Origin of the sequence: Mycobacterium sp., from assembly GCF_049585075.1 — a bacterium.
Classification (GTDB): domain Bacteria; phylum Actinomycetota; class Actinomycetes; order Mycobacteriales; family Mycobacteriaceae; genus Mycobacterium.
The window spans coordinates 1-24,551 of sequence record NZ_JBAUZA010000439.1 but is presented as its reverse complement, the minus strand read 5'-3'; the positions used below and the strand labels follow the sequence as shown (position 1 = coordinate 24,551).

Here is a 24,551-nt window from a genome sequence, read left to right as displayed (position 1 = left end):
ATAAGCGGCGGCGCGCTGCGAGCCCCACGATGCGAACACGGCTTCGATCGCGGCGCGCAACTGCAGGTACGGGTCGTCGGGCGCATCGCGGCCGACGGGTGACTCGCTAAACCGGCGCCGGGTGTCGCGGGCGAACGCAACCGTCCCCTCTGCGGCGAGCGCCTCCTCGACGGCGTCGTTGATCCCGAGATCCAGCACCGTGTCCATCATCCCAGGCATCGAGACGGCGGCACCCGAGCGCACGCTGACCAGCAGCGGATGCGGTCCACGCCCGAACGTGCGTGACGTCGCCGTCTCCAGCCGGCGCACCCCGTCAAGGACGTCATCCCAGATCGCGTTGATGGTCGCGTCGGGTTCGGTGAGGAAGCGCGCGCCCACCTCCGTGGTGATGCAGAACGCGGGTGGCACCGGCAAACCGTGGCGGCGCATGGTGTCGATGCCGTATCCCTTGTGGCCGAGGATGTCCGGCGAACACCTCGCGTCGCCCTCCAGCGGTAGCACCGGCGGTGCGATCGCCGGCTTACCCGAAGCGCGTCCTGACACGCACCGAGGTTACCTTCCGGCAAACTCCTGACGGCGTCCCCCGGCTAATCGCGTGGCGACGCGCTGCGTGTCGTCAGGAGCGCAGCAAACCGAACCCGAAGTTTGTGCCCAACCCGCGCCGTAGTGCCAGGTGGATCCATAGCAGTCCATACGGCTCGAGCAGCCGGGCTAGCGTCAGATCGCCGACGTCGAGGGCTTCAAAACCGAGCTCGCTGACCAGGCCCGCAGTCACCGACTTGGCCTGATGGTCGTCACCGGAAATGAACATCACCGGTTTGCCGGGCAATTGTGGCCCGTCCATCATCGCCGCGCCGATCTGGTTCATTGCTTTGCAGACTCGGGCGCCCGGTGCCCATTTGGCTACCTGCTCGGCACCGGATGTGCTGTGCCCGATCTCCAGGCCGGAGAAGTCGGGGGTCAGCGGGTTGGTGCAATCAATGAGGATTTTGCCGGACAGGTCACCGCAGGTCTGCACGGCCGGCTGAGTGCTCGGCCACGGTGTGCACAGCACCACGACTTCGGCTGGGACGGCGGCTGATTCGTTGGTCGTGACTGCTTCGAGCGACGCGTACTTCGGGTCATCCGGGTTGCGGACACCGAACGCAACGTCGTGGCCCCGGTTGCGCCACGCGGTGCCCAGGGTACTTCCGACGTTGCCTGCGCCGATTATCGCCAGTTTGATGTCGGGCTCCTTTGCGATCGCATGCACGGCGTGCACGAATGTTGACCGACGCTATGTTGAACCTCAGCACCGGACAAGAACGTACTTTCAGGTGGGTAGCTAATCCGGAGGTTAGGGTGGACGAGAACTTCGAGTGCCCGGTCGAGGCCACGCTGGCCGTGATTGGTGGCAAGTGGAAGGCCGTGCTGATCTTTCACTTGATGACTGACGGTCCGCAACGGTTCGCCGAATTGCGGCGTAAGACCCGCGGGATCAGTGAGCGAATTCTGTCGCGCCAACTGCGCGAGTTGCAATCCGATGGAATCGTCCACCGCGAAGTTTTTGCCGAGGTGCCACCGAAGGTCGAGTATTCGCTGACCGAATACGGCGAATCGCTAAGGCCGGTGACTGAAGCGATGTGCCAATGGGGCAAGCGGCATATGGGGGCCGGGGCGGCATGATCTAAGTTGGCGTCTATGACTGCCTACGATCTCGGGTTGCTGATCCTGCGGCTAGTGCTGGGGTTGACCCTGGCAGCTCACGGCTACAACAAGTTCTTCGGCGGCGGGCGGATACCCGGGACCGCGGGCTGGTTCGAAAGCATCGGCATGAAGTACGGCAAGTTGCAGGCCGTGGCCGCGGCCAGCACCGAGATCAGTGCCGGCCTGGGGTTGGCCGCGGGCCTGCTCACGCCGATCCCGGCTGCCGGCTTCGTTGCGCTGATGTTCGTCGCCGCGTGGACCGTGCACCGGCCCAACGGCTTCTTCATCGTCAAGGAGGGCTGGGAATACAACCTGGTACTGGCGCTCAGCGCCGTCGCGGTCGCCACGATCGGCCCGGGTCAGTACAGCCTGGACTGGTTGATCTTCGGGTACAACTGGCGCAACGGCTGGCACGGTCTGCTGATCTCGCTGCTGCTGGGCCTGGGCGGCGGAGTTGGTCAGTTGTTGCTCTTCTACCGCCCGCCGGTCAAACAGGCTCAGTAGCCGCTGTCGTTTCGCGGGCCAGCACTTCCTCGGCGGCGCGCTCCCCAGAGCGGATGGCGCCGTCGACCCATCCGCACATGACGGCCGAGCTCTCCGTCCCTGCCCAGTGGATGCGCCCGCACGGCTCACGCAGGGTGTAGCCGAATTCGGTCAGCACCCCGGTGGGCGCGTGGCTGATCATCCCGCCACCGGAATAGCGCTCGGTGGTCCAGTTCTGCTCGTGATATTCCCTCGGCGCTTTCGCCTTACTGCCGAACCGGTCGACGAGCTCGTCGATGACCACCGCTTTACGCTCGGCCTCGTCGAGCTTCGTTAGCCGACGCGCTGCGGGGCCTTCGGTGATGACGCACATGATCCCGGGGTTGCCGATATCCGTGCAGGCATCGATGGTCAGGGTGGCCGGGGATCCCGGTGCGGCCGACTGGCCGGACAGTCCGTCGGCACGCCAGAACGGCTCGTCATACATGATTGAGATCTTGATGACCGCGCCGCTCGGCAGGCGCTGGTGCAGCAGCGCCCGGTCCACCGGCAGCGTCGGCTCGTAGACGATTGACGTGGCGATCGCCAGCGGGATCGCCACAATGACCCGCCGCGCCCGCACTGTCAGGCCCTCCGCATTGACCGTCACGCCCTCGGCGTCCTGGGTGATCTGCCGGACGGGCCGCGAAAGGTGCAGCAGTTCGCCGAGCTCCGATGCGATCGGGCGATAGATGGCGCCCATCCCGCCTACCGGGCGGGCATCCTGAGCGCCTCCTTTGCCGGATATGACGAAGGTGGGACCCCCGCCGGACCCCATCTGCATCAGCACCCACAGCAGCGACGTCTCGGACCCCGCCGAGGTATAGGTGCCAGCCAGAGCCATATCCAGCATCTCGCGGGCTTGCCTGGACATCGTGTGCTTGTCGAGCCATTTCCCGACACTGATGCGATCCCACTCTTGGGCCTGCTTTGCCTCCCACGGGGCTTCGCGCGGAATCGATTTGCACATCTTCTCGATCGCACGCAATCCAAGACCAAGGTTGATGACCGCCCACGGGTTCATGGTCCATGGGATAGTGCCGCCGTAGCGGTGCTTCTTCCCGTCGACGATCATCATCGCGTCGCCGTCATTGTGCTGCTTGTAGGCCGGCACATCGAACTCGCTCATCATCGCGTAGACGCGATCTTGGCCCGGCCCGATCCATGCGCCGCCCCGATCGATCCACGATCCGTCAGCGCGGGCCTCGGTGTAGGTGCGCCCGCCGACTCGATCACGGGCCTCCAGCAGCACCACCGAGCGACCGGCCTGCTTCAGCCGCAAGGCGGCTGTCAAACCGGCGAATCCCGCGCCGACAACGCAATAGTCGACATCTGTCATGGCTGGCCCCGATCGTGCGTGGGCGTGGGAATTTCAGCAGCAAGTTACACCGATTGCGGCCCGCTGGCAGGCGAATACGGCAGTCCGCTGCCGGTGTTCTGGTCGACGACGACACGCCCACCGAGATAAGGGAATGCGCGCTGCGGGCACGACGGCCTGTTGCAGATCTTGCAGCCGGCACCGATCGGGACGGCGGTGCTCGGATCGTCCAAAGCGACTCCGTGCGAGTAAACCAGCTTGTCGGCATGCACCAGGTCGCAGCCCAAACCGACGGCGAAGCTTTTGTGCTGACCCAGGTAGCCCTGTCCTTCTGGTGCGGTGGTCTTGGCGATCCAGAAATACGAACGGCCATCGGGCATCTGGGCGACCTGCGTGACGATCCGGCCCGGCTGGGCGAAAGCATCGTGCACTACCCACAGTGGGCAGCTGCCGCCGACCCGGCTAAAGTGAAACGCGGTGGCGGACTGTCGCTTTGAGATATTGCCCGCCTTGTCGGTCCTGACGAAAATGAACGGCACCCCGCGTAGCTGCGGCCGTTGCAAGGTGGAGAGCCGGTGACACACCGTCTCGAACCCGACCTCGAAGCGCCGGGCCAGCAGATCGATGTCATAGTGCAATTCGGTTGCGGCCCGGTGGAACTCGCGGTATGGCAGCAGAAACGCGCCGGCGAAATAATTGGCCAGCCCGATTCGGGCGACGCCGCGCGATTCGGGGGTGAGCTGGTCATCCGTGGCCAAGATCGCCGACATCAGCTCCGGTTGGCTCAGCAAGGCCAGCTGGGTGGCGATCTGGAAGGCTCGCTGCCCCGGTAGAAGCCACCGCGCGACGCGTAGCACCCGGGTGTCGGGATCGTAAGACCGCTTGGCGTGCTCGGCGAGATCGCCGTCGATCACGACGCTCACCTCAAACCGGTCGCGCATCAGCGCCGACAGCTGCATGTCCAGTCCGCCCAGCGTCATTGCGTTCTCGGCGAACATCTCCTCGGCCACGGTGTCCAGTTCGCCGATGTAGTTGTTGCGGTCATAAAAGAAGTCGCGGACTTCCTCAAACGGCATCGGGTGCTCGGGCGGAAGCGACGTTTCAGTGATCGCGCGGGATCGATAGGCCTCCAGCTCCTCGCTGGCGTCGGCCAACCGCCGATGCACGGCAACCAGGCTGCGGCCCACTTCGGGCATTCGGGCGACCAGTTCCTCGATCTGAGCACGGTTGACCGCGCCTTCAGTCCCCGTAGCGGTGAACACGTCGGACAGGTCGGCCACCAACCGGGCGTCCGAATCGGAGGAGAAGTAATGCGGCGGCAGGTCGAACCTTTCGGTGAGCGCAAGGAGCACCGGAACGGTGATCGGCCGCTGGTCGTTTTCCAGCTGGTTGACGTAGCTGGTGGACAAGTCGAGTGCGCGGGCCAGTGCGACCTGGCTCAGCCCGCGCTCGTTTCGCAACCGCCGCAGCCGGGCACCCGAAAACATCTTCACCACCGCAGAAATCTTACTCCGGATGCCTTTCGCAACATTCGCAAATTGCGGCTGATGAGGACACAAAATTACACATGCGCAGGGGCTTTCCATAGTGATGGAGTTTGCATAGTGTGCGGATTGTGTTGATCCATTCGATTCGGACGCACCGCAGTGCCGACGACTTCCCGCGCACCGAGCATCTGGCTCACAAGATCGCGGAGGTCGCAGCCGACCCGGTCGCCGTCCCGGCCGAGGCCGCGGCGATGGTGATCAACAGGATGATCGACAACGCGGCTGTCAGTGCCGCGTCGGTGTTGCGCAGACCGGTCACCGCCGCTCGTCAGCAAGCCCTGGCGCACCGGGCCCGCCCCGGCGCGACGGTGTTCGGGGTTGACGGCAGCTACTCAGCAGAGTGGGCGGCGTGGGCCAACGGGGTCGCGGTACGCGAACTGGACTTCCACGACACGTTTTTGGCCGCCGAGTATTCGCACCCCGGCGACAACATCCCGCCGCTGGTGGCCGTCGCGCAGCAACTCGGAGTGCGGGGCGCCGACCTGCTCCGCGGCGTGGCGACGGCCTACGAGATCCAGATCGATCTGGTCAAAGGAATCTCCTTGCACGAGTACAAGATCGACCATGTGGCACACCTGGGGCCCGCTGTGGCCGCCGGCATCGGGACCATGCTGCGGCTGGACACCGAGACCATCTATCAGGCGGTCGGCCAGGCGCTGCACCTGACCACGGCGACCCGCCAATCGCGCAAGGGCCTGATTTCCAGCTGGAAGGCGTACGCGCCGGCGTTCGCCGGCAAGATCGCGATCGAAGCGGTCGATCGAGCGATGCGGGGCGAGGGTTCACCGGCGCCGATCTGGGAGGGCGAGGACGGTGTGATCGCCTGGCTGCTCGGCGGGCCCGAGCGCATCTACCAGGTGCCGCTGCCCGCGCCGGGCGAACCCAAACGGGCCATCCTGGACAGCTACACCAAGGAGCATTCCGCCGAATACCAAAGTCAGGCGCCGATCGACCTGGCCCGCCGGCTGCGTGAGCGCATCGGCGACCTCGACCAGATCGCGTCGATCGTGTTGCACACCAGCCACCACACCCACTTCGTGATCGGCACCGGCTCAGGGGATCCGCAAAAGTTCGATCCCGACGCGTCACGCGAAACGCTGGATCACTCGCTGCCTTACATATTCGCGGTCGCGCTTCAGGACGGCACCTGGCACCACGAACTCTCGTATGCCCCCGAACGCGCGCATCGACCAGACACGATCGAGTTGTGGCTCAAGATCTCGACCGTCGAGGACCCGGAGTGGACCCGCCGGTATCACTCGGCCGACCCATCGGAGAAGGCTTTCGGCGCGCGCGCGGAGGTGACTCTCAAGAGCGGGGAGGTGATCACCGATGAGCTGGCCATCGCCGATGCGCATCCGTTGGGGGCGCGACCCTTCGAGCGTGAGCAGTACGTCGGTAAGTTCGCCGAGCTCGCCGACGGTGTCGTTGATCCCGTTGAACAGCAACGGTTCCTGGACGTCGTGCAGCGGGTCGGGGAGCTGAAGGGCGGCGAGCTAGGCGCACTGAACCTGCGGGTAGCGCCCGAGATGCTGGACAAGGCGCCGACCATTCCGTCAGGGATCTTCCGATGACCGGGCCGATGACCGGATTGTTGGCGGCGGCATCCAGCCCAGCTGCCAAACGGGCGGCGTTTCGCGCCGGGCTGAATTCCGGTCGGCTGCAGCGCTTTCCGGGCGCATTCTCGCCGTTGGTAGCCAAGGTGATCGCGGAGACCGGATTTGAGGGCGTCTATGTCTCCGGCGCAGTGTTGTCGGCCGATTTGGGGCTGCCCGACATCGGGCTGACCACGCTGACCGAGGTGACGGCGCGTGGAGCGCAGATCGCGGCGGTCACCGATCTGCCGACGCTGATCGACGCCGACACCGGATTCGGTGAGCCGATGAGCGCGGCGCGCACCATCACTCTGCTCGAGGACGCCGGCCTGGCGGGCTGTCATCTCGAAGACCAGGTCAACCCCAAACGGTGTGGCCACCTCGACGGAAAGGACGTAGTCCCGACCGCAGACATGGTGAAACGGTTGCGGGCGGCGGTGGCCGCGCGCCGAGATCCAAACTTCGTCATCTGCGCGCGCACCGACGCTGCCAGCATCGAAGGCCTGCCCGGTGCCATTGAGCGGGCGCGCGCATACGCCGACGCCGGCGCCGACCTGATCTTCACCGAAGCATTGTCCGGCCCGACGGATTTCGAGAAATTCCGTGCCGCGGTGGACACTCCGTTGCTGGCCAACATGACCGAGTTCGGCAAGTCGGAGCTGCTGAGCGTCACGCAACTCACCGACATCGGCTACAACGTGGTGATCTACCCGGTCACCGCCCTGCGGCTGGCGATGCACGTCGTCGAAACCGGGCTGCGCGAAATCGCTGCCACGGGAACACAATCCGGCTTGCTCGATCAAATGCAGCACCGCAAAAGGCTCTACGAACTGCTGCGCTATGCCGACTACAACCAATTTGACGATGACATCGCAGGAGGAAACCCATGAGCGGGACAGAAGTTCACAAAGGGTTGGCCGGTGTCGTCGTCGACACCACCGCGATCTCCAAGGTGGTGCCGGAGACCAACTCGCTGACCTACCGCGGCTACCCGGTGCAGGATCTTGCCGGCCACTGCAGTTTCGAGCATGTCGCCTACTTGCTCTGGCACGGCGAATTGCCGACCGATGCCCAGTTGGCGTTGTTCTGCCAGCGTGAGCGTGCCAGCCGCCGCTTGGACCGTTCGATGCTGTCGCTGTTGGCCAAGCTGCCGGAAAACTGCCATCCCATGGACGTCGTGCGCACCGCGATCAGCTACCTGGGCGCCGAGGATCCCGAGGAGGACGACAGCGCCGAGTCCGCCAACTTCGCCAAGTCGCTGCGCATGTTCGCGGTGCTGCCAACCATCGTGGCCGCCGACATGCGTCGACGGCGGGGCTTGGCACCGATCGCACCGCACAGCCACCTCGGTTACGCCGAGAACTTCCTGAACATGTGCTTCGGCGACGTCCCCGAATCGGTTGTGGTCGAAGCGTTTGAGCAGTCGATGATCCTGTACGCCGAGCACGGCTTCAACGCGTCCACGTTCGCCGCGCGGGTGGTCACGTCGACGCAGTCCGACATCTACAGCGCCGTCACCGCGGCGATTGGCGCGCTCAAAGGACGACTGCACGGCGGCGCGAACGAGGCAGTCATGCACGACATGATCGAGATCGGTCACCCCGACAAAGTCTCAGAATGGTTGCACCGCAAACTGTCTGGTAAGGACAAAGTCATGGGCTTCGGGCATCGGGTCTACAAGAACGGCGATTCCCGGGTGCCGACGATGAAAGAGGCGCTGGCCAGAGTCGCCGCAGTCACCGATGGCCAACGCTGGCTGGGTATCTACCAGGTGCTGGAGGCCGAGATGTTCGCCGCCACCGGGATCAAACCCAACTTGGACTTCCCGACCGGCCCGGCCTATTACTTGATGGGTTTCGACATTCCCAGCTTTACACCGCTTTTCGTGATGAGCCGTATCACCGGCTGGACCGCCCACATCATCGAGCAGGCCGGCTCCAATGCACTTATCCGGCCGCTCAGTCAGTATTCGGGTTTGCCTCAGCGCAGTCTCAGCGCCGCTACAGCAGGTCGGTGATTGTCTTCAGGCCGGCGTCGTAGAGCACACCGGGCAGCATGCCGCCGTCGTGCTCGATGGTGGTGCCGTTGACAAAGTCGGCGTCTCCGCTGGCCAAAAAGACACACACCCGGCCCACCTCCGAGGGCTCACCGGCACGGCGCAACGGGATAGCGGCAAAGTACTTTTCGCCGATCGGATCGTCTTTGGGCAGCACGAACGACCGGAAGTTCTCCGTCATCGTCGGCCCGAGCGCCACACAGTTGACGCGGACCTTGGGCCCCCATTCCTGCGCCAACGAACGGGTGAGGTGGTTGAGCCCGCTTTTGGCCGCCCCGTAGGAGACCAGGGTCGGTGATCCGGCCGGATGCCCGGCACCGCTGGAAATATTTATGATGCAACCGATTCCGTCCTGGGTGGCCATCTGTCGATACACGCGGACGGCAAACCAGAGCGGGCTGATCAGGTTCATCTGTACCGCAAACGCGTGGAAGAGCGCCGTGCGTTCGTAGTCGTCGTCGCTGCGCGGTGCGCCCTGGATGCGTTGCACGAGCTCGGGGATGCTCTCCGCGTGCGGTGCCGGGACGGTCCCGCCGGCGTTGTTGACCAAGATATCGATCCGGCCATGCGCGGCAACCACGTCGCTTACAAAAGAGTCGATCGAGCGGTAATCGCCTTGATCGCAGACCTTTTGCTCGGCGCGCGTCCCCCAGTCTGCGCCGATGCCGGGGATGGTGTCCAGCGGCGAGCGCGAGCACCCGACGACGGTGGCACCGGCGCGCAGCAATTCATGGGCGATGCCGACACCCACGCCGCGGCTGGTTCCGGTGACGATCGCGACCTTGCCGTCAAGGATTCCCACGCGACGTCCCTTCCGTATTGTTGACAGTGCCTGCCATTTGGTCATACTCTGCCATTCAGTCGTCAACATGTAAAGGGCAGGTGTGCGCGTGAGTAGTCCGTCCAAACTTCGTGTCATTCAATGGGCAACCGGAGGCGTCGGCAAGGCCGCCATCGAATGCGTGCTGAACCATCCGCAGCTCGAGCTGGCCGGTTGTTGGGTGCACAGCGCGGACAAGAACGGGCGCGACGTCGGCGAGATCCTCGGCACCGCCGCGCTGGGCGTCGCCGCCACCTCCAGCGTCGACGAGGTGCTGGCCACCGATGCCGACTGCGTGGTGTACAGCCCACTGATCCCCAATGACAAAGAGGTCGTTGCGATCTTGCGGTCCGGCAAGAACGTGGTGACCCCGGTCGGCTGGGTGTACCCGGATATGAGCAACCCGTCCGTCCAGGCAATCGCCGACGCCGCGCTTCAAGGTGGCGTGACGCTGCACGGTTCGGGGATTCACCCTGGCGGCATCACCGAGCGATTCCCGCTGATGCTGTCCTCGCTGTCGTCGGCGGTCACCCACGTGCGAGCCGAAGAATTCTCCGACATCCGCACCTACAACGCCCCAGACGTCGTGCGCCACATCATGGGTTTCGGCGGCACCCCCGAGGAAGCGATGCAGGGCCCGATGGCCAGCCTGCTCGAGGCGGGCTTCAAGCAGTCGGTGCGAATGGTCGCCGACCACATGGGACTTCGTATCGATCCCAATATCAGCACCATTCAGGAGATCGCGGTGGCGACCTCCGACATCGACTACGACCCGTTCCCGATTATCGCGGGAACCGTTGCCGCGCGGCGGTTCCGCTGGCAAGCCCTGGCCGACGGACAACCCGCCATCACGGCGGCGGTCAACTGGCTGATGGGGGAGGAGAACCTGGAACCGGATTGGAATTTCGACGGCCGAGGCGAACGCTTCGAAGTCGAAATCACCGGCGACCCCACCGTGAGCCTCACCTTCAAGGGGCTGCAGCCACCGTCGATAGCCGAAGGGCTGAAACGAAATCCGGGTGTCGTCGCGACCGCCAACCATTGCGTCAATGCCATTCCTGACGTTTGCGCCGCCGAGGCAGGCATCAAGACCTACCTGGACCTGCCGCTGTTCGCCGGACGCCCGGCGGCCAACCTCGCGGCGGCTATCCGGTGATCCTCGACGCGTTCCGTCTCACCGATCAGGTCGCGATCGTGACCGGCGCCGGCGCCGGTATCGGTCGCGAGATCGCGGTGGCATTCGCCGAGGCCGGCGCCGACGTCGTTGTCGCCGCGCGTACCCCCTCCGACCTCGACGACACCGTCGCGCTCATCGAGCGGACGGGTCGCCGCGGGCTGGCCGTGGTCACCGACGTGATGGTCGACGACGATCTCGCTCGGCTGATATCGGTCACCGTCGAACAATTCGGGCGGCTGTCGATCCTGGTCAACAATGCCGGCGGGACACCGCCCCGACCGGCGATGCAGACCTCCTCGCGGTACCTGACTACCGCACTGCATTTCAACACCGTCGCACCATTTTTGCTCAGCAAGTTCGCCGCCCAGGCGATGGTCGACACCAACGGCTCGGGATCCATCGTCAACGTCTCGTCGCGATCGAGCGACATGGTGATGAGTTGCATGGTTGCCTACGGCGCGGGCAAGGCGGCGTTGAACATGGTGACCCAGAACATGGCAGCCGAACTGGCCCCGCGGGTGCGCGTCAACGCGATCGGTGTGGGCGGTGTCGCCACCCAGTCGATGGACTTCGTCATGTCCGACGACAAATTGCGAACCCAATTCGAATCGAACACCCCGATGGCACGCATCGGCGCTCCGCGCGACATCGCCGCCGCAGCACTGTATCTCGCGTCCCCCGCTTCGTCGTGGGTGACCGGTGTAATGCTGCGCGTCGACGGCGGGACCACGAAACCAGCCATTGATCTGCCCGCGCCGGCACTGCAACCGGCCGGCCGACAGGATCCGTCATGACAGACGCTGTCCTGGGCGACGTTTCGTTCTGCCATCTCGTCGTCGGAGTGACCGATATGGATCGCGCGCTGGCGTTCTACCGCGATCTACTCGGCATGGAGGTGGTCTTCGAAAGAACGATCTCCGGTGACCCGTTCGATGCCGCCCTTCAGGCCAATAACAAGCAGGAGGGCAGGGTGGCAGGCGGCCTGCTGGGTGGATTGATGGTGGAGCTGCTGTCACTTGGCGCCAAACCCGCCACGGATAAGCCGGCCCGTCGCGGGATCGTCGGCATTCAGAACGTGTCGTTGTCGGTGATCGATCTGGACGACACCCATCACCGGGTCAGCGACGCGGGCTACCACCCCGAGCAGGAGCCTTTCGAGATCGGCGGCGTCCGAATGTTTTTCGTGAAGGATCCGGACGGGACACCGGTGGAGTTCATCGAATTGCCGGGCGGCGCGCGCAGCACCTACGAGATGTACCGCGGCGTGCAGTTGCAGATGGGACCCGTCAAGTGAGCTACACCCACCCCGATTCGATGCGCGGGCAGGTCACCATCGTCACCGGCGCCGCCCAAGGTGTCGGCAAGGGCATTGCCGCCGCGCTGCTCGAACGCGGGGCGGCGGTGCTGCTGGTCGACATCCAAGACGGCGCGCTGGCGGCGACAACCGCCGAACACGCGGCAGCCGGTCCGGTCGAGAAGCTGGTTGCCGATCTGCGCGATCCCGACAGCGCCAAGCGGATCGTCGCGGCTGCCGTCGACGTCTTCGGGACGGTACACGGTCTGGTCAACAACGCGATCGCCACCAACGAGCCCAAGGCATTCGTCGACATCACCACCGAAGACTTCGCGCTCGGTCACGACGTCGGGCCGCGAGCGACCTTTCTGCTCATGCAGGCGGTGCACCCGCTGATGGTCGCGGCGGGCGGGGGATCGATCGTCAACCTCGGTTCGGGAACCGGCACCGGCGGCGAACCCAAGTGGGGCGGTTATGCGGCCGCCAAGGAAGGCATCCGCGGGTTATCGAAAGTCGCTGCCCTGGAATGGGGGCGCGACAACATCCGCGTCAACGTCATCTGCCCGTTCGCCGAGTCCGACGGTGTCAAACTGTGGAAGCAATACGCCCCTGACGATTACGCCAAAGCGGTAGCACGGGTCCCGATGAAGCGGATCGGCGACGTTCGCACCGACGTCGGCGCCCTGGTGGCGTTCCTGTTGAGCACCGACGCGACGTTCATCACCGGGCAGACCATCCAGGTCGACGGCGGGATCGGCTCTTTCCGATGACCGGCGATTCGTTGCGGGATCGTCAGCGCGCACAAATCAGGGCTGACATTCGGCGTGCGGCGTTCCGGCTGTTCATCGAACGTGGGTATGACGCGGTGACAACCGAGGAAATCGCCGCGGCCGCAGGGGTTTCGCCGCGTACCTTTTTTCGACATGTCCCGACGAAAGAGGAGCTGTTGCTCGCGCCAGTTCGCCATGGCGGTGCCGCAATCGTGAGCCTCCTCGAAGAGCGGCCCGCCGCCGAGTCGCCGGATGTCGCGCTGATCAACGCCATCATCGTCCGGACCCGATCCTTCGACCAAGCCGACTGCGAAGAATGGCGTGAGGCCCTGCTGGTGGCTCCCGATCTGCTCGACAAGGTCACCCTGCACACACCCGCCGACAAAGAGCGGGCGACAAAGCTGATCGGCGAGCGCATGGGAGCCGACCCAAATGTCGACATCAGACCCGGTCTGCTCGTTCAACTCGGTTTTACCGCAGGTGATTTCGCCTTCCGTCAATGGGTTCGCCAATCGACCAAGAAGCCGCGGTCCCTGGACCGCTACGTCACCGATGCCCTCGAAGCGATCAAGAATCCGCATTGGAAAAGGAAGTCAAAGGCGTGAAAGACAGTTACAAGGTTGCCGTTTGGGCGACCGGCGGGGTTGGGAAGTACGCGATCCGAACCATCACTGACCGGCCCAACCTCGACCTCGTCGGAGTATGGGTGCACTCGGACAACAAGCACGGCAAGGATGCGGGCAAGCTTGCCGGCATTGAGCCGATCGGCGTTGCGGCCACGCAAGACGAATCGGAAATCCTGGGCGGCGACGCGGATTGCGTCGTTTACGCGGCACCGGCACCACCCCGGATGAAGGAAGCGATCGGTGACCTCTGCCGAATCCTGGCCGCCGGCAAGAACATCGTGACGACTGCGATACCGGGGCTGGTGTACCCGCGCGGTTCCATGCCAGCCAAGGTGATCGACACGATCCGAGGCGCCGCCGAAGCTGGACGCAGTTCGTTGTTCTCAAGTGGCATCGAGCCGGGATTCGGCGCCGACCTGTTCCCGATCGCGCTGATGTCTATGTCGCACAAGGTTTATGAGGTACGCGGGATCGAGATCACGAACTACTCTGAGTACCCAGCCGAATACGACATGCGAGAGCTCTTCGGATTCGGCCAACCGCTCAATTACGAAGGCGGATTGAAGATACCCGGCACCCTTCGATGGGGCTGGGGTGCTGCGGTCACCATGGTCGCCGAGGCGTTGGGGGTTCGACTGGACGACATTCGCGAAACGTGCGAGTTTCAGGCCACCCCACGCGACATTTCTACTGCATTCGGACTCGTCGAAGCGGGGACAGTCGGCGCCACGCGCGCACGTTGCATCGGCGTCGTCGACGGCGTCGACGTCATCACGATCGAGCACGTCGACCGCATCGCCGACGACCTCGCGCCTGACTGGCCGAAGGGCCGAACCGGTGGAACCGATGGCATTTGGCGGGTCATCATCGATGGAGAGCCAAGCTTCGATGCGGAGTTCGAAGTCGGGCATCGTCCCGGTGAAAGCCACAACGATCACGGCTTGCTGGCAACCGGCATGCGCGCTGTCAATGCCATCCCCTGGGTCTGCCAGGCGGAGCCTGGAATCGTTGACGCGCTGCATCTTCCGCTCACCTCGCCGGTCGGCGCGCTGCATCCGCATCGGGACGGCGTGCCTGCGTTCTAGCTCAGCAGGCGTTCGGGTGTGACTGGCAGTACGGGGTCGTCCCGGGAAAGCGATACCGGTTCGCGGCCACCCATCGGTAGATGGCTTCCTCGATGAATCCGACACCGGGAATCCGATAGATGATCAACGGGATTCGGGTGCCGATCGCCGCCGACAGGGCGGCGTTAGCGGCCTCTGCGCCGGAGTAAACGGCGCCCGACGAATCCAGCCACCGCACCGAATCCAGTAATTCCGACGGCGAAATTCCCAGTCGCCCCGAAGTTCCCGGGCTTTGCAGCGGTTCGGTCTGCAGCTTGCCGGTGCGATCGAGTCTGTCCAGCAACTCCACCGACCGCGTGCACATCCCGCAGGCGCCGTCAAAGAACAGAATGTTGGGCATGGTTCACCTCCCGCATCCCGACGATCCCGAAGACGAGTGCGGTGCCGATCTCAGCGAGGGCACTGAACCACGAAAACCACGTTACGTTGATGTGCGGCAGCGATGTGTAGCTGTCCTGGTAGCCGGGCAGGAACGTCGGCAGCAAATGCGCGTAGGTGAATCCCAGCGCGCTGCCGAACCCGACCACGATTGCCGCCAGCGGTGCACGCGGGCGGGACATCACCACCATCGAGACCGCCAGCACGATAAATAGCCCCTGCACCATGCCGGCCGCCATGATGAACGGTGGCGACGCCGACATCCCGCGGCGCAGATGGTCCAGGCCGTGCACCCCAAAGCCGATCACGAATGCGATTGCGGCCCAAGGCAGCCATTGAATCGAGTTGTCCCGTTGCTGGTCTATCTGTTCGATCATCACGATCACCGTCCGTCGATGAGCTGTGGGTGACGAAGCCGGCCTGCACCCTCCGTTGTACTACTACGATGAGTAGTAGTCAAGAAACCGGACCCATCCGGCTAGAACACGTTCTAATCTTGCCGCCATGGGATTTCTCAAACAGGAGACTCCGCAGATCGACTTCGAGGAGTGGAGCAAAGGCACCCGCGCCGAGAAGATCATCCCGATGGCCCGGCACTGGGCGGAGGTCGGCTTCGGCACCCCGATAGCGCTGCACCTGTTCTACGTCGTCAAGATCGGCCTGTACATCTTGGCGGCGTGGCTGCTGGCGTTGACAACGACGGGCATCAACGGGTTCACAAATGTCGCGCACTGGTATGCCGAGCCGATCGTGTTCGAAAAGGTCGTGCTCTACACCATGCTGTTCGAAGTGGTCGGACTGGGCTGCGGCTTCGGTCCGCTGAACAACCGGTTCTTCCCGCCATTGGGCTCGATCCTGTATTGGCTGCGGCCCGGCACGATCCGGCTGCCACCATGGCCGAATCGCATCCCTTTCACCAAGGGGGATGAGCGGACGCCGGTCGACGCGCTGCTCTACGCCGCACTGCTGGTGCTGCTCGTCATTGCGATCTTCTCTGACGGCACCGGGGCGCGCCCGGCGCTCGGGACGACGGTCGGCGTGCTGCCGTCCTGGCAGATCTGGGCGATAATCGGCGTGCTGGCGGTGGTGGGTCTGCGCGACAAAGTCATCTTCCTGGCCGCCCGCGGCGAGGTGTACGCCTCGTTCACGGTCGCCTTCCTGTTCGCCGGCTACGGCGTGGACATGATCTTGGGCGCGAAACTGGTGTGCCTGGTGATCTGGATTGGCGCGGCAACATCCAAGCTCAACAAGCACTTTCCATTCGTCATCTCGACGATGATGAGCAACAACCCTGTGTTTAGGCCACGGTTCATCAAACGCAGTTTCTTCGAACACTTTCCGGATGACCTGCGTCCCGGCAGGGCGTCGCGCTGGCTCGCGCATTTCTCCACCGCGATCGAAGGGCTGGTGCCGCTGGTGTTGATCCTCAGCCACGGCGGCTGGCCCACCGCGATCGCCGCATTCGTCATGCTTTGCTTCCACTTTGGCATCCTGTCCTCGATCCCGATGGGAGTGCCGCTGGAGTGGAACGTTTTCATGATGTTCAGCGTGCTGACGCTGTTCGTCGGCCACGCCTCCGTCGGGTTGCGCGACCTGACCACACCGCTGCCGGTGGTGCTGTTCGCCGTCGTCGCGGGCACGGTGGTGCTCGGAAACTTGTTCCCCCGCAAGGTGTCTTTCCTGCCGGGCATGCGCTACTACGCGGGGAACTGGGACACCACGCTGTGGTGCATCAAACCTTCGGCCGACCAAAAAATCATCAAGGGCATCGTGGCGATCGCCAGCATGCCCGCCGCTCAGCTGGAGAAGTTCTACGGCAGCAAAGAGGCCGCGCAGATCCCGATGTACATGGGATATGCCTTCCGTGCCTTCAACACTCACGGCCGGGCCTTGTTCACGTTGGCACACCGCGCCATGGCGGGTCAGAATGAGGACGACTATGTCCTCACCGACGGCGAGCGCATCACCAGTACCGCGATCGGCTGGAATTTCGGCGACGGGCATTTCAGCAACGAGCAGTTGGTCGCGGCCCTGCACAAGCGCTGCCACTTCGAGCCGGGCGAGGTGCGGGTGGTGATGCTCGACGCCCAGCCGATCCATCGACAGACGCAGCAGTATCGGTTGGTCGACGCCGCCACCGGCGAATTCGAGCGCGGCTACGTATGCGTCGCGGACATGGTGACCCGCCAGCCGTGGGCCGACGACGTGCCGGTGCATTTGCTCTCCGAGGCAGACCGGGCAACCAGCGACGGTTGACCACCCGCCGTTAATCAGCGGGGGCCAGCAACCTCACCGCGCTGCTGGCGATGTTCTAATGCGCCGAGTGTGAAACTGCTACGAGATTTCGGCGAATTTTTCGCAGCAGTTTCACACTCGATGAGCGCGGACTGTTAGGCGCTGGCCCGCACTTCCTTCGTCGCGGCGACCAGATTGGTCAGCGACGCCGAAACCTCGTCGGGATTGCGGGTTTTCAGGCCGCAGTCGGGGTTGACCCACAACCGTTCGGCGGGAACGGCTTTCAGCGCCGCGCGCAGCGACTTGGCGATTTCGTCTGTGCTCGGCACCCGCGGCGAGTGGATGTCGTAGACACCCGGCCCCACGCTGTTGGAGAAGCCGACCGAGTTCAAGTCGTCGAGCACCTCCATGTGCGAGCGGGCCGCCTCGATGGACGTGACGTCTGCATCCAGATCGGCGATCGCGCCGATCACCTCGCCGAACTCCGAGTAGCACAGGTGGGTATGGATCTGCGTCGAGTCGGCCACGCCGGAGGTCGCCAACCGGAACGAACCGACCGCCCAGTCCAGGTAGGCCTGCTTGGCCGCGTCGCGCAGTGGTAGCAGCTCCCGCAGCGCGGGCTCGTCGACCTGGATCACGGCGATGCCGGCCGACTGCAGGTCCACGGTCTCGTCCCGAATGGCAAGGGCCACTTGGCTGGCGGTGTCGGCCAGCGGCTGGTCGTCACGGACGAACGACCACGCCAAGATCGTCACCGGACCGGTGAGCATGCCCTTGACCGGCTTGTCGGTCAGCGACTGAGCGTAGGTGATCCAGTCCACCGTCATCGGGTGGGGCCGGGCGACATCGCCGTACAGGATCGGCGGACGAACACAGCGGCTGCCGTAGGACTGCACCCAGCCGTTCTGGGTGGCGAAGAAGCCGTCTAGCTGCTCGGCGAAGTACTGCACCATGTCGTTGCGTTCCGGCTCGCCGTGCACCAGCACGTCGAGGCCGAGGTCCTCCTGCAGCTTGATGACGTCGGCGATCTCCTGCTTCATTCGACGCTCGTACCCGCCCTGGTCGATCTCTCCCGCGCGCAGTGCCGCGCGGGCTTTGCGGATCGCCGAGGTCTGCGGGTAGGAGCCGATCGTGGTGGTCGGCAACGGCGGCAGATGCAGGCGTGCATTCTGCGCGTCACGGCGCTCAGCGGCCGGCCCGCGTTCGGTGCCCGACTTGGTGATCGAGTCGATACGAGCACGCACCTGGTTGTTGTGCAGCCGCTGATCGCAGCGACGCGACTTCATCGCGGCATTGGAGGCCTCGAGCTCGTCGGCGACCGCGTCGCGGCCATCGCGTAGCGCACGTGCCAAAGTGGCGACCTCGTGCACCTTTTCGGCACCGAAGGCCAGCCAGCTGCGCAGCGCGTCGTCCAGATCGGTTTCCGGTTCCAGCGAGTACGGCACGTGTAGCGTCGAGCACGACGTAGAAACTGCCACGGCAGCCACGCTTCCCAGCAGGGTGGCCAGCTTGCCCAGCGCCGACTCCAGGTCGGCACGCCAGATGTTGCGCCCGTTGACGATTCCGGCCACCAGGGTTTTGCTTTCCAGTCCAGGAACGGACGCGACTGCGGTGTCGGCGCCGCGGACCAGGTCCACGCCGATCGCCTCGACGGGTGTGCGGGCCAGCGCGGGCAGCGCGCTGCCGGGGTCACCGAAGTAGGTGGCCACGTAAATCGCGGGCCGCTTCTGCACCGATCCCAGTGTGTTGTACACCTTTTCCGCGAGCGCGGCGGCGTCGGGGTGGATGTCGGTCACCAGTACCGGTTCGTCAAGTTGCACCCACTCGGCGCCGTTGTCGGCCAATAGCGAAAGCAGCTCGCAGTAAAGGGGGACCAGCTCGTCGAGCCGTTGCACTGGTGCGCCCGCGCCATCGACCGCCTTGCTCAGCAACAGGAACGTGAGCGGCCCGATGATCACGGGACGCGCCGGAACCCCTTGATCCCGCGCCTCTTTGAGTTCGGCTAGCACCTTCTCGGGGTGCAGCGAGAACGTGGTGTCCGGCCCGATCTCCGGGACGATGTAGTGGTAGTTGGTGTCGAACCACTTGGTCATTTCCAGCGGCGCGATGTCCTCGGTGCCGCGGGCAGCGGCGAAGTACCGGTCCAAGTCGTCGGAGACGCGCTGCACCCGGGCGGGCAGCGCTCCCAGCAACACCGCGGTGTCGAGGATCTGGTCGTAGTAGGAGAAGGTATTAACCGGCACCGAGTCCAAGCCGGCGGTGACCAGCTGCGACCAGGTGTCGCGGCGCAGCGTGGCTGCAACGTTCTCCAGCTCCGCTCGGCTGGTCCGGCCCGCCCAATAGCCCTCGGTGGCTCGCTTGAGTTCCCTTCGCGGGCCGATCCGCGGGGAGCCGGTGATGGTTGCGGTAAACGGTGTTGCGGTCACGAGTTCGTCCTTCAATCGACGGGGTGGTCACCGCCAGCGGACGCGAAGCTGATCCGGTTGCATTGTGCCGCCAGCACACTCCTGCAACCACGACAGCCGTACGCCCATTCCACGAGGCGATGAGCCGCCAGGCGCGGCGCGCCCGGCACAGCCGGCAGGTCTTCGGACTCGCAGGCACACACTCTGGTGGTGCTCCTACTGGCCGTCGCTTCCCGGTCGGGTGACCAGTGCTTGTTGACGGCGGTCGTTCCTGCATACCGCTGCGGGACAGTCCCGGACTTTCACCGGGTTCCCTTTCCGACTGCACATCTAACCTAGTAGAAGCGTTTTCGGGGTCGGACACAGGGCTAATTGGGGAGCCGTGAGCACATTTTGAGCACTGGTTACAGACACTTCGCCGCGAACACATCTTCGAGTTTGTCGGCAACCGCGTCCCGGTCGGAATCGAACAGATCGTCGTACATGTCCAAGGTCATCGCGGCGCTTGCGTGACCCAGCATCCGCTGCACCACCTCGACGTTCGCCCCCGCGCCGATCGCCAGCGAGGCCGCCGTGTGGCGCAAGTCGTGAGCGGTGATACGCGGGAAGGTGGGCGTGGTCGGTTCGTCGGCGGTCTTGTTTTCCTTGGTTCGCGCTTCATCGTCAACACAACTGTTGCGGGTATCGATGCGGCCTATTTCACGATCGGCACAGCCACAGCCACAAGCACCGGCATGGGCGATATACGTCCTGTTAGCTCGACCGCTCGCCTATTGGTTTCCGGTCAGATGGTCGCGAGCTTATACCTGCTCGTTGTGGCCGTCACCATGGCGGTGCAGCGAGTTTCATGCCTGACACACGCGGTAACTGACCGTTTCTTTCCACACACGGGTCGCGCTACTCTGCCCCGACTGGCGAAGCGTAAGGCTCATGTCCCAAGGCCGAAAAGTGTTCCGACGGCGGCGATAAGAAGGCCCCAAATCACCCACGTTAAGTCGAGAACCTGCGCCCGATTGATCTTGCTGTCGAGTTCCTCGATCTGAGACTTACTTCGCGGAAGTCGGACTCACCGGGCCGTTCTGGGACGGCGCGACTACGCGGGCCGCGAGCTGACGGCCCGGGCCTGAATCAGTTATTCGTTTTCACGCGATCGGCGGTATCGATAAGCTGAAGTATGCCTTCGGAAGGTGCGCTGACGTCGAGGGTCGCGGCGTTCATGAGCATCCTGCTGACAACGGTGGGCTGTGGTGCGCTGCCCTCGAAAACTGTTGGACACCCGGCGGGTACGAGCCGCAGCCAAGCGTCAGCTCCGCAATCAGCGCTGCCCAAGATGGAAGGTTCCTACAAGGTCGTCGCAGGTCCTCCGGGCACGTTGCCCGTCACTTGGGTTTTCACTCCGTGCGGTGATGGCTGCGCCGAGGTCGAGATGGGCGGGGAAGGGTCGAGCCAGCGGGCAACAGCTCGCTACATCAATATTCAGTGGACGATCGACGTACACACCACCGGGGCGCTGCAGTGCGGCGATGGAACTCATGTTCCCGGAACCGCGCACTACAGCTGGAATCCCGACACTCTCGAGGGTCGCTACTGGTCAACCGCGGACAGGAGTCGTCCATGTGGGTATGAACAATCGCTCGACACATATCCCGTGGCGCTGACCCTGACCAAGGTCGGCGCTTGACGGCCTAACTGCCGCAGTCCGAGCAGGTGCCGTACTCAATGGCGTGGCTCACATCGGAATAGCCTCGCCCGCTGCAGGCAAGATTGGTGTCAGCCAGTTAAGTCGGTTTGAAATGCTCTGCAGCACACGGGATAAAGCTCACTTATCGCAGCGCCACGTCAGGCGGCGATCCTGACAAGAGCACACCGCAGTTCCAACCGGGACGTGTCGCGGCGTGATCGGTTGCCCGTTCCCGCATCGCTGCGGTGGCCGCAGCATCCATTGGCCGGTGGCGCTCAGGACCAGGTCGCCGACCTCGGCCAGCATGTGTTGAGCGTAGCGATCTTCCGGTCAGTCGGGTGGGCGTTGCGACACCTCCCGGCTTCGCCGCGCTTGCGATCGCCGCTAGTTTTGATGGCGCCGACCCGCTGCGCCCGGCTTCGCCGCGCTTGCGATCGCCGCTAATTTTGGTGGCGCCGACCCGCTGCCCCCGGCTTCGCCGCGCTTGCGATCGCCGCGGCGGCCAGCGCCTCGGCGATGGGCAGGTCGCCGTTGTTGAAATCGATGGTCCGGCCAATCGTCGCGCGATCGCTCAACACCGCCGCCGCTACCAGTGCCACGTCTTCCCGGGAGACCTCTTTGCCCGCGCCTACAGCGATCCGGCCGGTGGCCGGCTCGAGGGTCAGCCGGCCGGGCCCCAGCACTGTCCAATCGAGGTCACTTGCCCGAAGGTGGGCATCGGCGGCCGCTTTCGCTTCCGCGTAGGCGAAGAACGGATCATCCTGCGCGACACCGTGATCCGGTCCCGCGCCGAAGTACGACACCATGACGAAACGTCGCACGCCGGCCTGGCGGGCAGCATCGATCACCCGGATCGCGGCGTCGCGGTCGACGGCGTAGGTGCGGGCTGGGTTGCCGCCACCGGCCCCAGCGGAGAACACCACTGCGTCGTTTCCGGCGAGCAGCTGCGCCAGCGCGTCGGTGTCCAGCGTCTCGATATCCGCGATGACTGGACCGGCACCCGTCGCCGCGACCTCCTCGGTGTGCTCGGGGTTACGGAAGACCGACGTCACCTCATCGCCCCGCTGCGTGAGGATGCGGGCCAGGTGCAACGCGACCTTGCCGTGGCCTCCGATCACGACAATGCGCGACATGACCCTCGACGCTACCCGCCGGTAAGCACCCCCGCGGCGAGCCGTCCAACGGGTTGGTCAACAATCGAAGAACAACCGTCATGTCACTAGTGGTTTTTAAGAAGGAGAAGCGATGGCTGAAGCCGTAATCGTCGAGGCGGTGCGTTCACCGGTCGGCAAGCGCAACGGTGGGCTGTCCGGCGTGCATGCCGCGGACCTGTCCGCGCAAGTCCTCAACGCTCTCGTGCAGAAGGCCGGCATCGATCCCGAGCTCGTCGACGACGTGATTTGGGGATGCGTCTCGCAGGCCGGTGAGCAGGCCATCGACATCGCCCGCACCGCGGCGCTGACCGCCGGCTGGCCGGAAACCGTCCCGGGTGTGACCGTCGACCGGCAGTGTGGGTCGAGCCAGCAGTCGATTCACTTCGCCGCCGCAGGCGTGGTCGCCGGCCACTACGACGTGGTGGTCGCGGGCGGGGTGGAGTCGATGTCGCGGACGCCGATGGGGTCCTCTCTGGCCAACGGTGGTCGGCCCTACTCGCAGGCCTTCCTGGACCGCTACCACGGCGCGATCCCCAACCAGGGCATCGGCGCGGAGATGATCGCCGAGCGGTGGGGATTCGACCGGACCACCGTCGACGAGTTCTCCCTCGGCTCACACGAAAAGGCCGCGGCCGCACAGGATTCCGGAGCCTTCGATGACCAGATCGTGGGCATCAGAGACCAGGACGGGAATGTGGTGCTCAAGGATGAAGGCATCCGCCGAGGCACGCCGATGGAGAAGATGGCTCAGCTCAAGCCCGCCTTCAAAGAGGATGGCGTGATTCACGCCGGAAACTCCAGCCAGATCTCCGACGGGTCGGCCGCACTGCTGTTCATGTCGGCGGAGAAGGCAAAGTCGTTGAAACTCAACCCGATCGCCAAAGTGCACACCGCCACCCTTGCCGGCGCCGACCCGGTCATCATGCTGACCGCGCCGATCCCGGCCACCCAGAAGGCGCTGCAGCGTTCCGGCCTGAAGCTGGAGGACATCGGGGTTTTCGAGGTCAACGAGGCGTTCGCGCCGGTGCCGCTGGCGTGGCTGAAGGACATCGGAGCTGACGAGAAGAAGCTGAACCCCAACGGCGGCGCGATCGCGCTCGGCCACCCGCTCGGCGGATCCGGCGCCCGAATCATGACCACGATGCTCTACCACATGCGGGACAAGGGAATTCGTTACGGTCTGCAGACCATGTGCGAGGGCGGTGGCCAGGCCAACGCCACCATCGTGGAGCTGCTGTGACCCAAACAGTGCCTGCGGCGCTGGCCGAGCGGCGCGGCAATGTCCTGGTGATCACGATCAACCGGCCCGAGGCCCGCAATGCGGTCAACGGCGCGGTGAGTACCGCCGTCGGCGACGCGCTCGAGCAAGCCCAAAACGACGACGAAGTGCGGGCGGTCGTGATCACCGGTGCCGGTGACAAATCCTTTTGTGCCGGAGCAGATCTCAAAGCGATTTCGCGCCGCGAGAATCTGTACCACCCCGACCACGGCGAATGGGGCTTCGCCGGTTACGTCCACCACTTCATCGACAAGCCGACTATCGCGGCGGTCAACGGCACCGCGCTGGGCGGCGGTACCGAGCTGGCTCTGGCCAGCGATCTCGTGGTGGCCTGCGAAAGCGCGACATTCGGTTTGCCCGAGGTCAAGGTCGGGTTGTTTGCCGCTGCCGGCGGAGTGTTCCGGATCGTGCATCAGCTGCCGCGCAAGATCGCGCTCGAGATGGTGCTCACCGGTGAGCCGATCACCGCTGCCCAGGCCGCCAACTGGGGCCTGATCAACCAGGTTGTGCCGGACGGCACCGTGCTGGACGCCGCCCTCGCGCTGGCAGAGCGGGTCACCGTGAACGCGCCGCTGTCGGTGCAGGCCAGCAAGCGGATCGCCTACGGCGCCGACGACGGCGTCATCCCGGACGAAGAACCCGGCTGGGCGCGCACCGCACGCGAATTCGGCGTCGTGCTGAAATCCGAAGATGCCAAAGAGGGCCCGCTGGCGTTCGCCGAAAAACGTCCGCCGGTCTGGAAGGCGCGCTAGCGCTATCGCTATCGCTATCGCGCCAGTGTGTTCACCGCGCGGCTGAAGACGCCGGGAAGCAAGCCGGCTGCCGGTACGACCGCGCGTCGGCCCACGCGCGGCGCGGTGGCCAGCACCAGCGCGCGGGTGAGC

The 24,551-nt window shown here is 64.6% G+C and carries 25 protein-coding genes, 1 pseudogene and 1 riboswitch; of the genes and pseudogenes, 15 read left to right on the top strand and 11 right to left on the bottom strand.

Annotation, left to right across the window (positions count from 1 at the left end; all coding sequences use genetic code 11):
• Both WB785_RS20955 and WB785_RS20950 read right to left on the bottom strand, forming a co-directional pair.
• Positions 1-501 (bottom strand): PEP/pyruvate-binding domain-containing protein (locus tag WB785_RS20955; protein WP_424081433.1); only part of this gene is annotated, 501 nt, incomplete at its 3' end.
• Positions 502-616: 115 nt separating this feature from the next.
• Positions 617-1,252 (bottom strand): NADPH-dependent F420 reductase, encoded by a 636-nt coding sequence (locus tag WB785_RS20950; protein ID WP_424081425.1) that lies wholly within the window; start codon positions 1,250-1,252, stop codon positions 617-619.
• Positions 1,253-1,341: 89 nt separating this feature from the next.
• Here WB785_RS20950 and WB785_RS20945 point away from each other — a divergent pair, with 89 nt between their 5' ends.
• Together WB785_RS20945 and WB785_RS20940 are read left to right on the top strand one after the other, a co-directional pair.
• Entirely contained in the window at positions 1,342-1,665 is a 324-nt protein-coding gene (locus WB785_RS20945; protein WP_424081423.1) for a winged helix-turn-helix transcriptional regulator, read from the top strand.
• Between the two features lie 15 nt (positions 1,666-1,680).
• On the top strand, positions 1,681-2,190 hold the full coding sequence (locus WB785_RS20940; protein WP_424081421.1) for a DoxX family protein: 510 nt from the start codon (positions 1,681-1,683) through the stop codon (positions 2,188-2,190).
• On the opposite strand, the gene WB785_RS20935 is transcribed toward WB785_RS20940, so the two are convergent.
• Positions 2,174-3,547 (bottom strand): flavin monoamine oxidase family protein, encoded by a 1,374-nt coding sequence (locus tag WB785_RS20935; protein WP_424081419.1) that lies wholly within the window; start codon positions 3,545-3,547, stop codon positions 2,174-2,176. The genes WB785_RS20940 and WB785_RS20935 overlap by 17 nt on opposite strands.
• Before the next feature lie 44 nt (positions 3,548-3,591).
• Positions 3,592-5,013: a short-chain fatty acyl-CoA regulator family protein gene (locus tag WB785_RS20930; protein WP_424081431.1), complete on the bottom strand. Its 1,422-nt coding sequence runs from the start codon at positions 5,011-5,013 to the stop codon at positions 3,592-3,594.
• 128 nt (positions 5,014-5,141) lie between these two features.
• On the opposite strand from WB785_RS20930, the gene prpD reads away from it, so the two are divergent.
• The 3 genes from prpD to WB785_RS20915 are packed head-to-tail and all read left to right on the top strand — an operon-like array spanning position 5,142 to position 8,685.
• Positions 5,142-6,647, top strand: coding sequence for a 2-methylcitrate dehydratase PrpD (prpD, locus tag WB785_RS20925; protein ID WP_424081417.1), 1,506 nt, complete (start codon positions 5,142-5,144; stop codon positions 6,645-6,647).
• 8 nt (positions 6,648-6,655) lie between these two features.
• Positions 6,656-7,558: a methylisocitrate lyase gene (gene prpB / locus WB785_RS20920; protein ID WP_424081429.1), complete on the top strand. Its 903-nt coding sequence runs from the start codon at positions 6,656-6,658 to the stop codon at positions 7,556-7,558.
• The gene (locus tag WB785_RS20915) at positions 7,555-8,685 is read left to right on the top strand and encodes a bifunctional 2-methylcitrate synthase/citrate synthase (protein ID WP_424081415.1); all 1,131 of its coding nucleotides are present in this window, start codon (positions 7,555-7,557) and stop codon (positions 8,683-8,685) included. Before prpB ends, WB785_RS20915 begins: the two co-directional genes overlap by 4 nt.
• On the opposite strand, the gene WB785_RS20910 is transcribed toward WB785_RS20915, so the two are convergent.
• The gene (locus tag WB785_RS20910; RefSeq protein WP_424081413.1) at positions 8,669-9,526 is read right to left on the bottom strand and encodes an SDR family NAD(P)-dependent oxidoreductase; all 858 of its coding nucleotides are present in this window, start codon (positions 9,524-9,526) and stop codon (positions 8,669-8,671) included. The genes WB785_RS20915 and WB785_RS20910 overlap by 17 nt on opposite strands.
• A gap of 88 nt (positions 9,527-9,614) precedes the next feature.
• Here WB785_RS20910 and WB785_RS20905 point away from each other — a divergent pair, with 88 nt between their 5' ends.
• From WB785_RS20905 to WB785_RS20880, 6 genes are read left to right on the top strand one after another with little or no spacing between them, the layout of a single operon-like run.
• Positions 9,615-10,700 (top strand): dihydrodipicolinate reductase, encoded by a 1,086-nt coding sequence (locus WB785_RS20905; protein WP_424081411.1) that lies wholly within the window; start codon positions 9,615-9,617, stop codon positions 10,698-10,700.
• Positions 10,697-11,515, top strand: a complete 819-nt coding sequence (locus WB785_RS20900) for a glucose 1-dehydrogenase (RefSeq protein ID WP_424081409.1) — start codon at positions 10,697-10,699, stop codon at positions 11,513-11,515. The genes WB785_RS20905 and WB785_RS20900 overlap by 4 nt, the downstream gene beginning before the upstream one ends.
• Positions 11,512-12,015: a VOC family protein gene (locus WB785_RS20895; protein ID WP_424081407.1), complete on the top strand. Its 504-nt coding sequence runs from the start codon at positions 11,512-11,514 to the stop codon at positions 12,013-12,015. Before WB785_RS20900 ends, WB785_RS20895 begins: the two co-directional genes overlap by 4 nt.
• The gene (locus WB785_RS20890; RefSeq protein ID WP_424081405.1) at positions 12,012-12,785 is read left to right on the top strand and encodes an SDR family NAD(P)-dependent oxidoreductase; all 774 of its coding nucleotides are present in this window, start codon (positions 12,012-12,014) and stop codon (positions 12,783-12,785) included. The genes WB785_RS20895 and WB785_RS20890 overlap by 4 nt, the downstream gene beginning before the upstream one ends.
• Positions 12,782-13,390, top strand: coding sequence for a TetR/AcrR family transcriptional regulator (locus WB785_RS20885; protein WP_424081402.1), 609 nt, complete (start codon positions 12,782-12,784; stop codon positions 13,388-13,390). Before WB785_RS20890 ends, WB785_RS20885 begins: the two co-directional genes overlap by 4 nt.
• Positions 13,387-14,496: a dihydrodipicolinate reductase gene (locus WB785_RS20880; RefSeq protein WP_424081401.1), complete on the top strand. Its 1,110-nt coding sequence runs from the start codon at positions 13,387-13,389 to the stop codon at positions 14,494-14,496. Before WB785_RS20885 ends, WB785_RS20880 begins: the two co-directional genes overlap by 4 nt.
• Position 14,497: 1 nt before the next feature.
• On the opposite strand, the gene WB785_RS20875 is transcribed toward WB785_RS20880, so the two are convergent.
• Together WB785_RS20875 and WB785_RS20870 are read right to left on the bottom strand one after the other, a co-directional pair.
• The gene (locus tag WB785_RS20875; RefSeq protein WP_424081399.1) at positions 14,498-14,875 is read right to left on the bottom strand and encodes a thiol-disulfide oxidoreductase DCC family protein; all 378 of its coding nucleotides are present in this window, start codon (positions 14,873-14,875) and stop codon (positions 14,498-14,500) included.
• Positions 14,853-15,290, bottom strand: coding sequence for a hypothetical protein (locus tag WB785_RS20870; protein ID WP_424081398.1), 438 nt, complete (start codon positions 15,288-15,290; stop codon positions 14,853-14,855). The genes WB785_RS20875 and WB785_RS20870 overlap by 23 nt, the downstream gene beginning before the upstream one ends.
• A gap of 127 nt (positions 15,291-15,417) precedes the next feature.
• Here WB785_RS20870 and WB785_RS20865 point away from each other — a divergent pair, with 127 nt between their 5' ends.
• Complete coding sequence (locus tag WB785_RS20865; RefSeq protein WP_424081396.1) at positions 15,418-17,169, top strand: DUF3556 domain-containing protein; 1,752 nt, start codon at positions 15,418-15,420, stop codon at positions 17,167-17,169.
• A 134-nt stretch (positions 17,170-17,303) separates the two neighbouring features.
• Here WB785_RS20865 and metE read toward each other — a convergent pair whose 3' ends face one another.
• Entirely contained in the window at positions 17,304-19,574 is a 2,271-nt protein-coding gene (metE, locus tag WB785_RS20860; RefSeq protein WP_424081395.1) for a 5-methyltetrahydropteroyltriglutamate--homocysteine S-methyltransferase, read from the bottom strand.
• 136 nt (positions 19,575-19,710) lie between these two features.
• A riboswitch (cobalamin riboswitch) is annotated at positions 19,711-19,908 on the bottom strand.
• A gap of 49 nt (positions 19,909-19,957) precedes the next feature.
• A complete protein-coding gene (locus WB785_RS20855; RefSeq protein ID WP_424081427.1) occupies positions 19,958-20,242 on the bottom strand; it encodes a tyrosine-type recombinase/integrase in 285 nt (94 codons plus the stop codon).
• Positions 20,243-20,727: 485 nt separating this feature from the next.
• On the opposite strand from WB785_RS20855, the gene WB785_RS20850 reads away from it, so the two are divergent.
• On the top strand, positions 20,728-21,234 hold the full coding sequence (locus WB785_RS20850) for a hypothetical protein (protein ID WP_424081393.1): 507 nt from the start codon (positions 20,728-20,730) through the stop codon (positions 21,232-21,234).
• 440 nt (positions 21,235-21,674) lie between these two features.
• Here WB785_RS20850 and WB785_RS20845 read toward each other — a convergent pair whose 3' ends face one another.
• Entirely contained in the window at positions 21,675-22,367 is a 693-nt protein-coding gene (locus WB785_RS20845; protein WP_424081391.1) for an SDR family oxidoreductase, read from the bottom strand.
• Positions 22,368-22,479: 112 nt separating this feature from the next.
• Here WB785_RS20845 and WB785_RS20840 point away from each other — a divergent pair, with 112 nt between their 5' ends.
• The gene (locus tag WB785_RS20840; protein ID WP_424081389.1) at positions 22,480-23,628 is read left to right on the top strand and encodes a thiolase family protein; all 1,149 of its coding nucleotides are present in this window, start codon (positions 22,480-22,482) and stop codon (positions 23,626-23,628) included.
• Positions 23,625-24,419 carry a crotonase/enoyl-CoA hydratase family protein gene (locus WB785_RS20835; RefSeq protein ID WP_424081387.1) on the top strand — a complete coding sequence of 265 codons (795 nt, stop codon included), beginning with the start codon at positions 23,625-23,627 and terminating at the stop codon, positions 24,417-24,419. Before WB785_RS20840 ends, WB785_RS20835 begins: the two co-directional genes overlap by 4 nt.
• Before the next feature lie 14 nt (positions 24,420-24,433).
• On the opposite strand, the pseudogene WB785_RS20830 reads toward WB785_RS20835, so the two are convergent.
• Positions 24,434-24,551, bottom strand: a pseudogene (locus tag WB785_RS20830) (monooxygenase); the annotation flags it as partial.

Coding starts and splice junctions, on each gene's coding strand:
- WB785_RS20940 (WP_424081421.1), top strand. CDS start 1,681: ATGACTGCCTACGATCTCGGGTTGCTGATCCTGCGGCTAGTGCTGGGG.
- WB785_RS20935 (WP_424081419.1), bottom strand. CDS start 3,547: ATGACAGATGTCGACTATTGCGTTGTCGGCGCGGGATTCGCCGGTTTG.
- WB785_RS20930 (WP_424081431.1), bottom strand. CDS start 5,013: ATGTTTTCGGGTGCCCGGCTGCGGCGGTTGCGAAACGAGCGCGGGCTG.
- prpB (WP_424081429.1), top strand. CDS start 6,656: ATGACCGGATTGTTGGCGGCGGCATCCAGCCCAGCTGCCAAACGGGCG.
- WB785_RS20915 (WP_424081415.1), top strand. CDS start 7,555: ATGAGCGGGACAGAAGTTCACAAAGGGTTGGCCGGTGTCGTCGTCGAC.
- WB785_RS20895 (WP_424081407.1), top strand. CDS start 11,512: ATGACAGACGCTGTCCTGGGCGACGTTTCGTTCTGCCATCTCGTCGTC.
- WB785_RS20885 (WP_424081402.1), top strand. CDS start 12,782: ATGACCGGCGATTCGTTGCGGGATCGTCAGCGCGCACAAATCAGGGCT.
- WB785_RS20875 (WP_424081399.1), bottom strand. CDS start 14,875: ATGCCCAACATTCTGTTCTTTGACGGCGCCTGCGGGATGTGCACGCGG.
- WB785_RS20870 (WP_424081398.1), bottom strand. CDS start 15,290: ATGATCGAACAGATAGACCAGCAACGGGACAACTCGATTCAATGGCTG.
- WB785_RS20865 (WP_424081396.1), top strand. CDS start 15,418: ATGGGATTTCTCAAACAGGAGACTCCGCAGATCGACTTCGAGGAGTGG.
- WB785_RS20850 (WP_424081393.1), top strand. CDS start 20,728: ATGCCTTCGGAAGGTGCGCTGACGTCGAGGGTCGCGGCGTTCATGAGC.
- WB785_RS20845 (WP_424081391.1), bottom strand. CDS start 22,367: ATGTCGCGCATTGTCGTGATCGGAGGCCACGGCAAGGTCGCGTTGCAC.
- WB785_RS20840 (WP_424081389.1), top strand. CDS start 22,480: ATGGCTGAAGCCGTAATCGTCGAGGCGGTGCGTTCACCGGTCGGCAAG.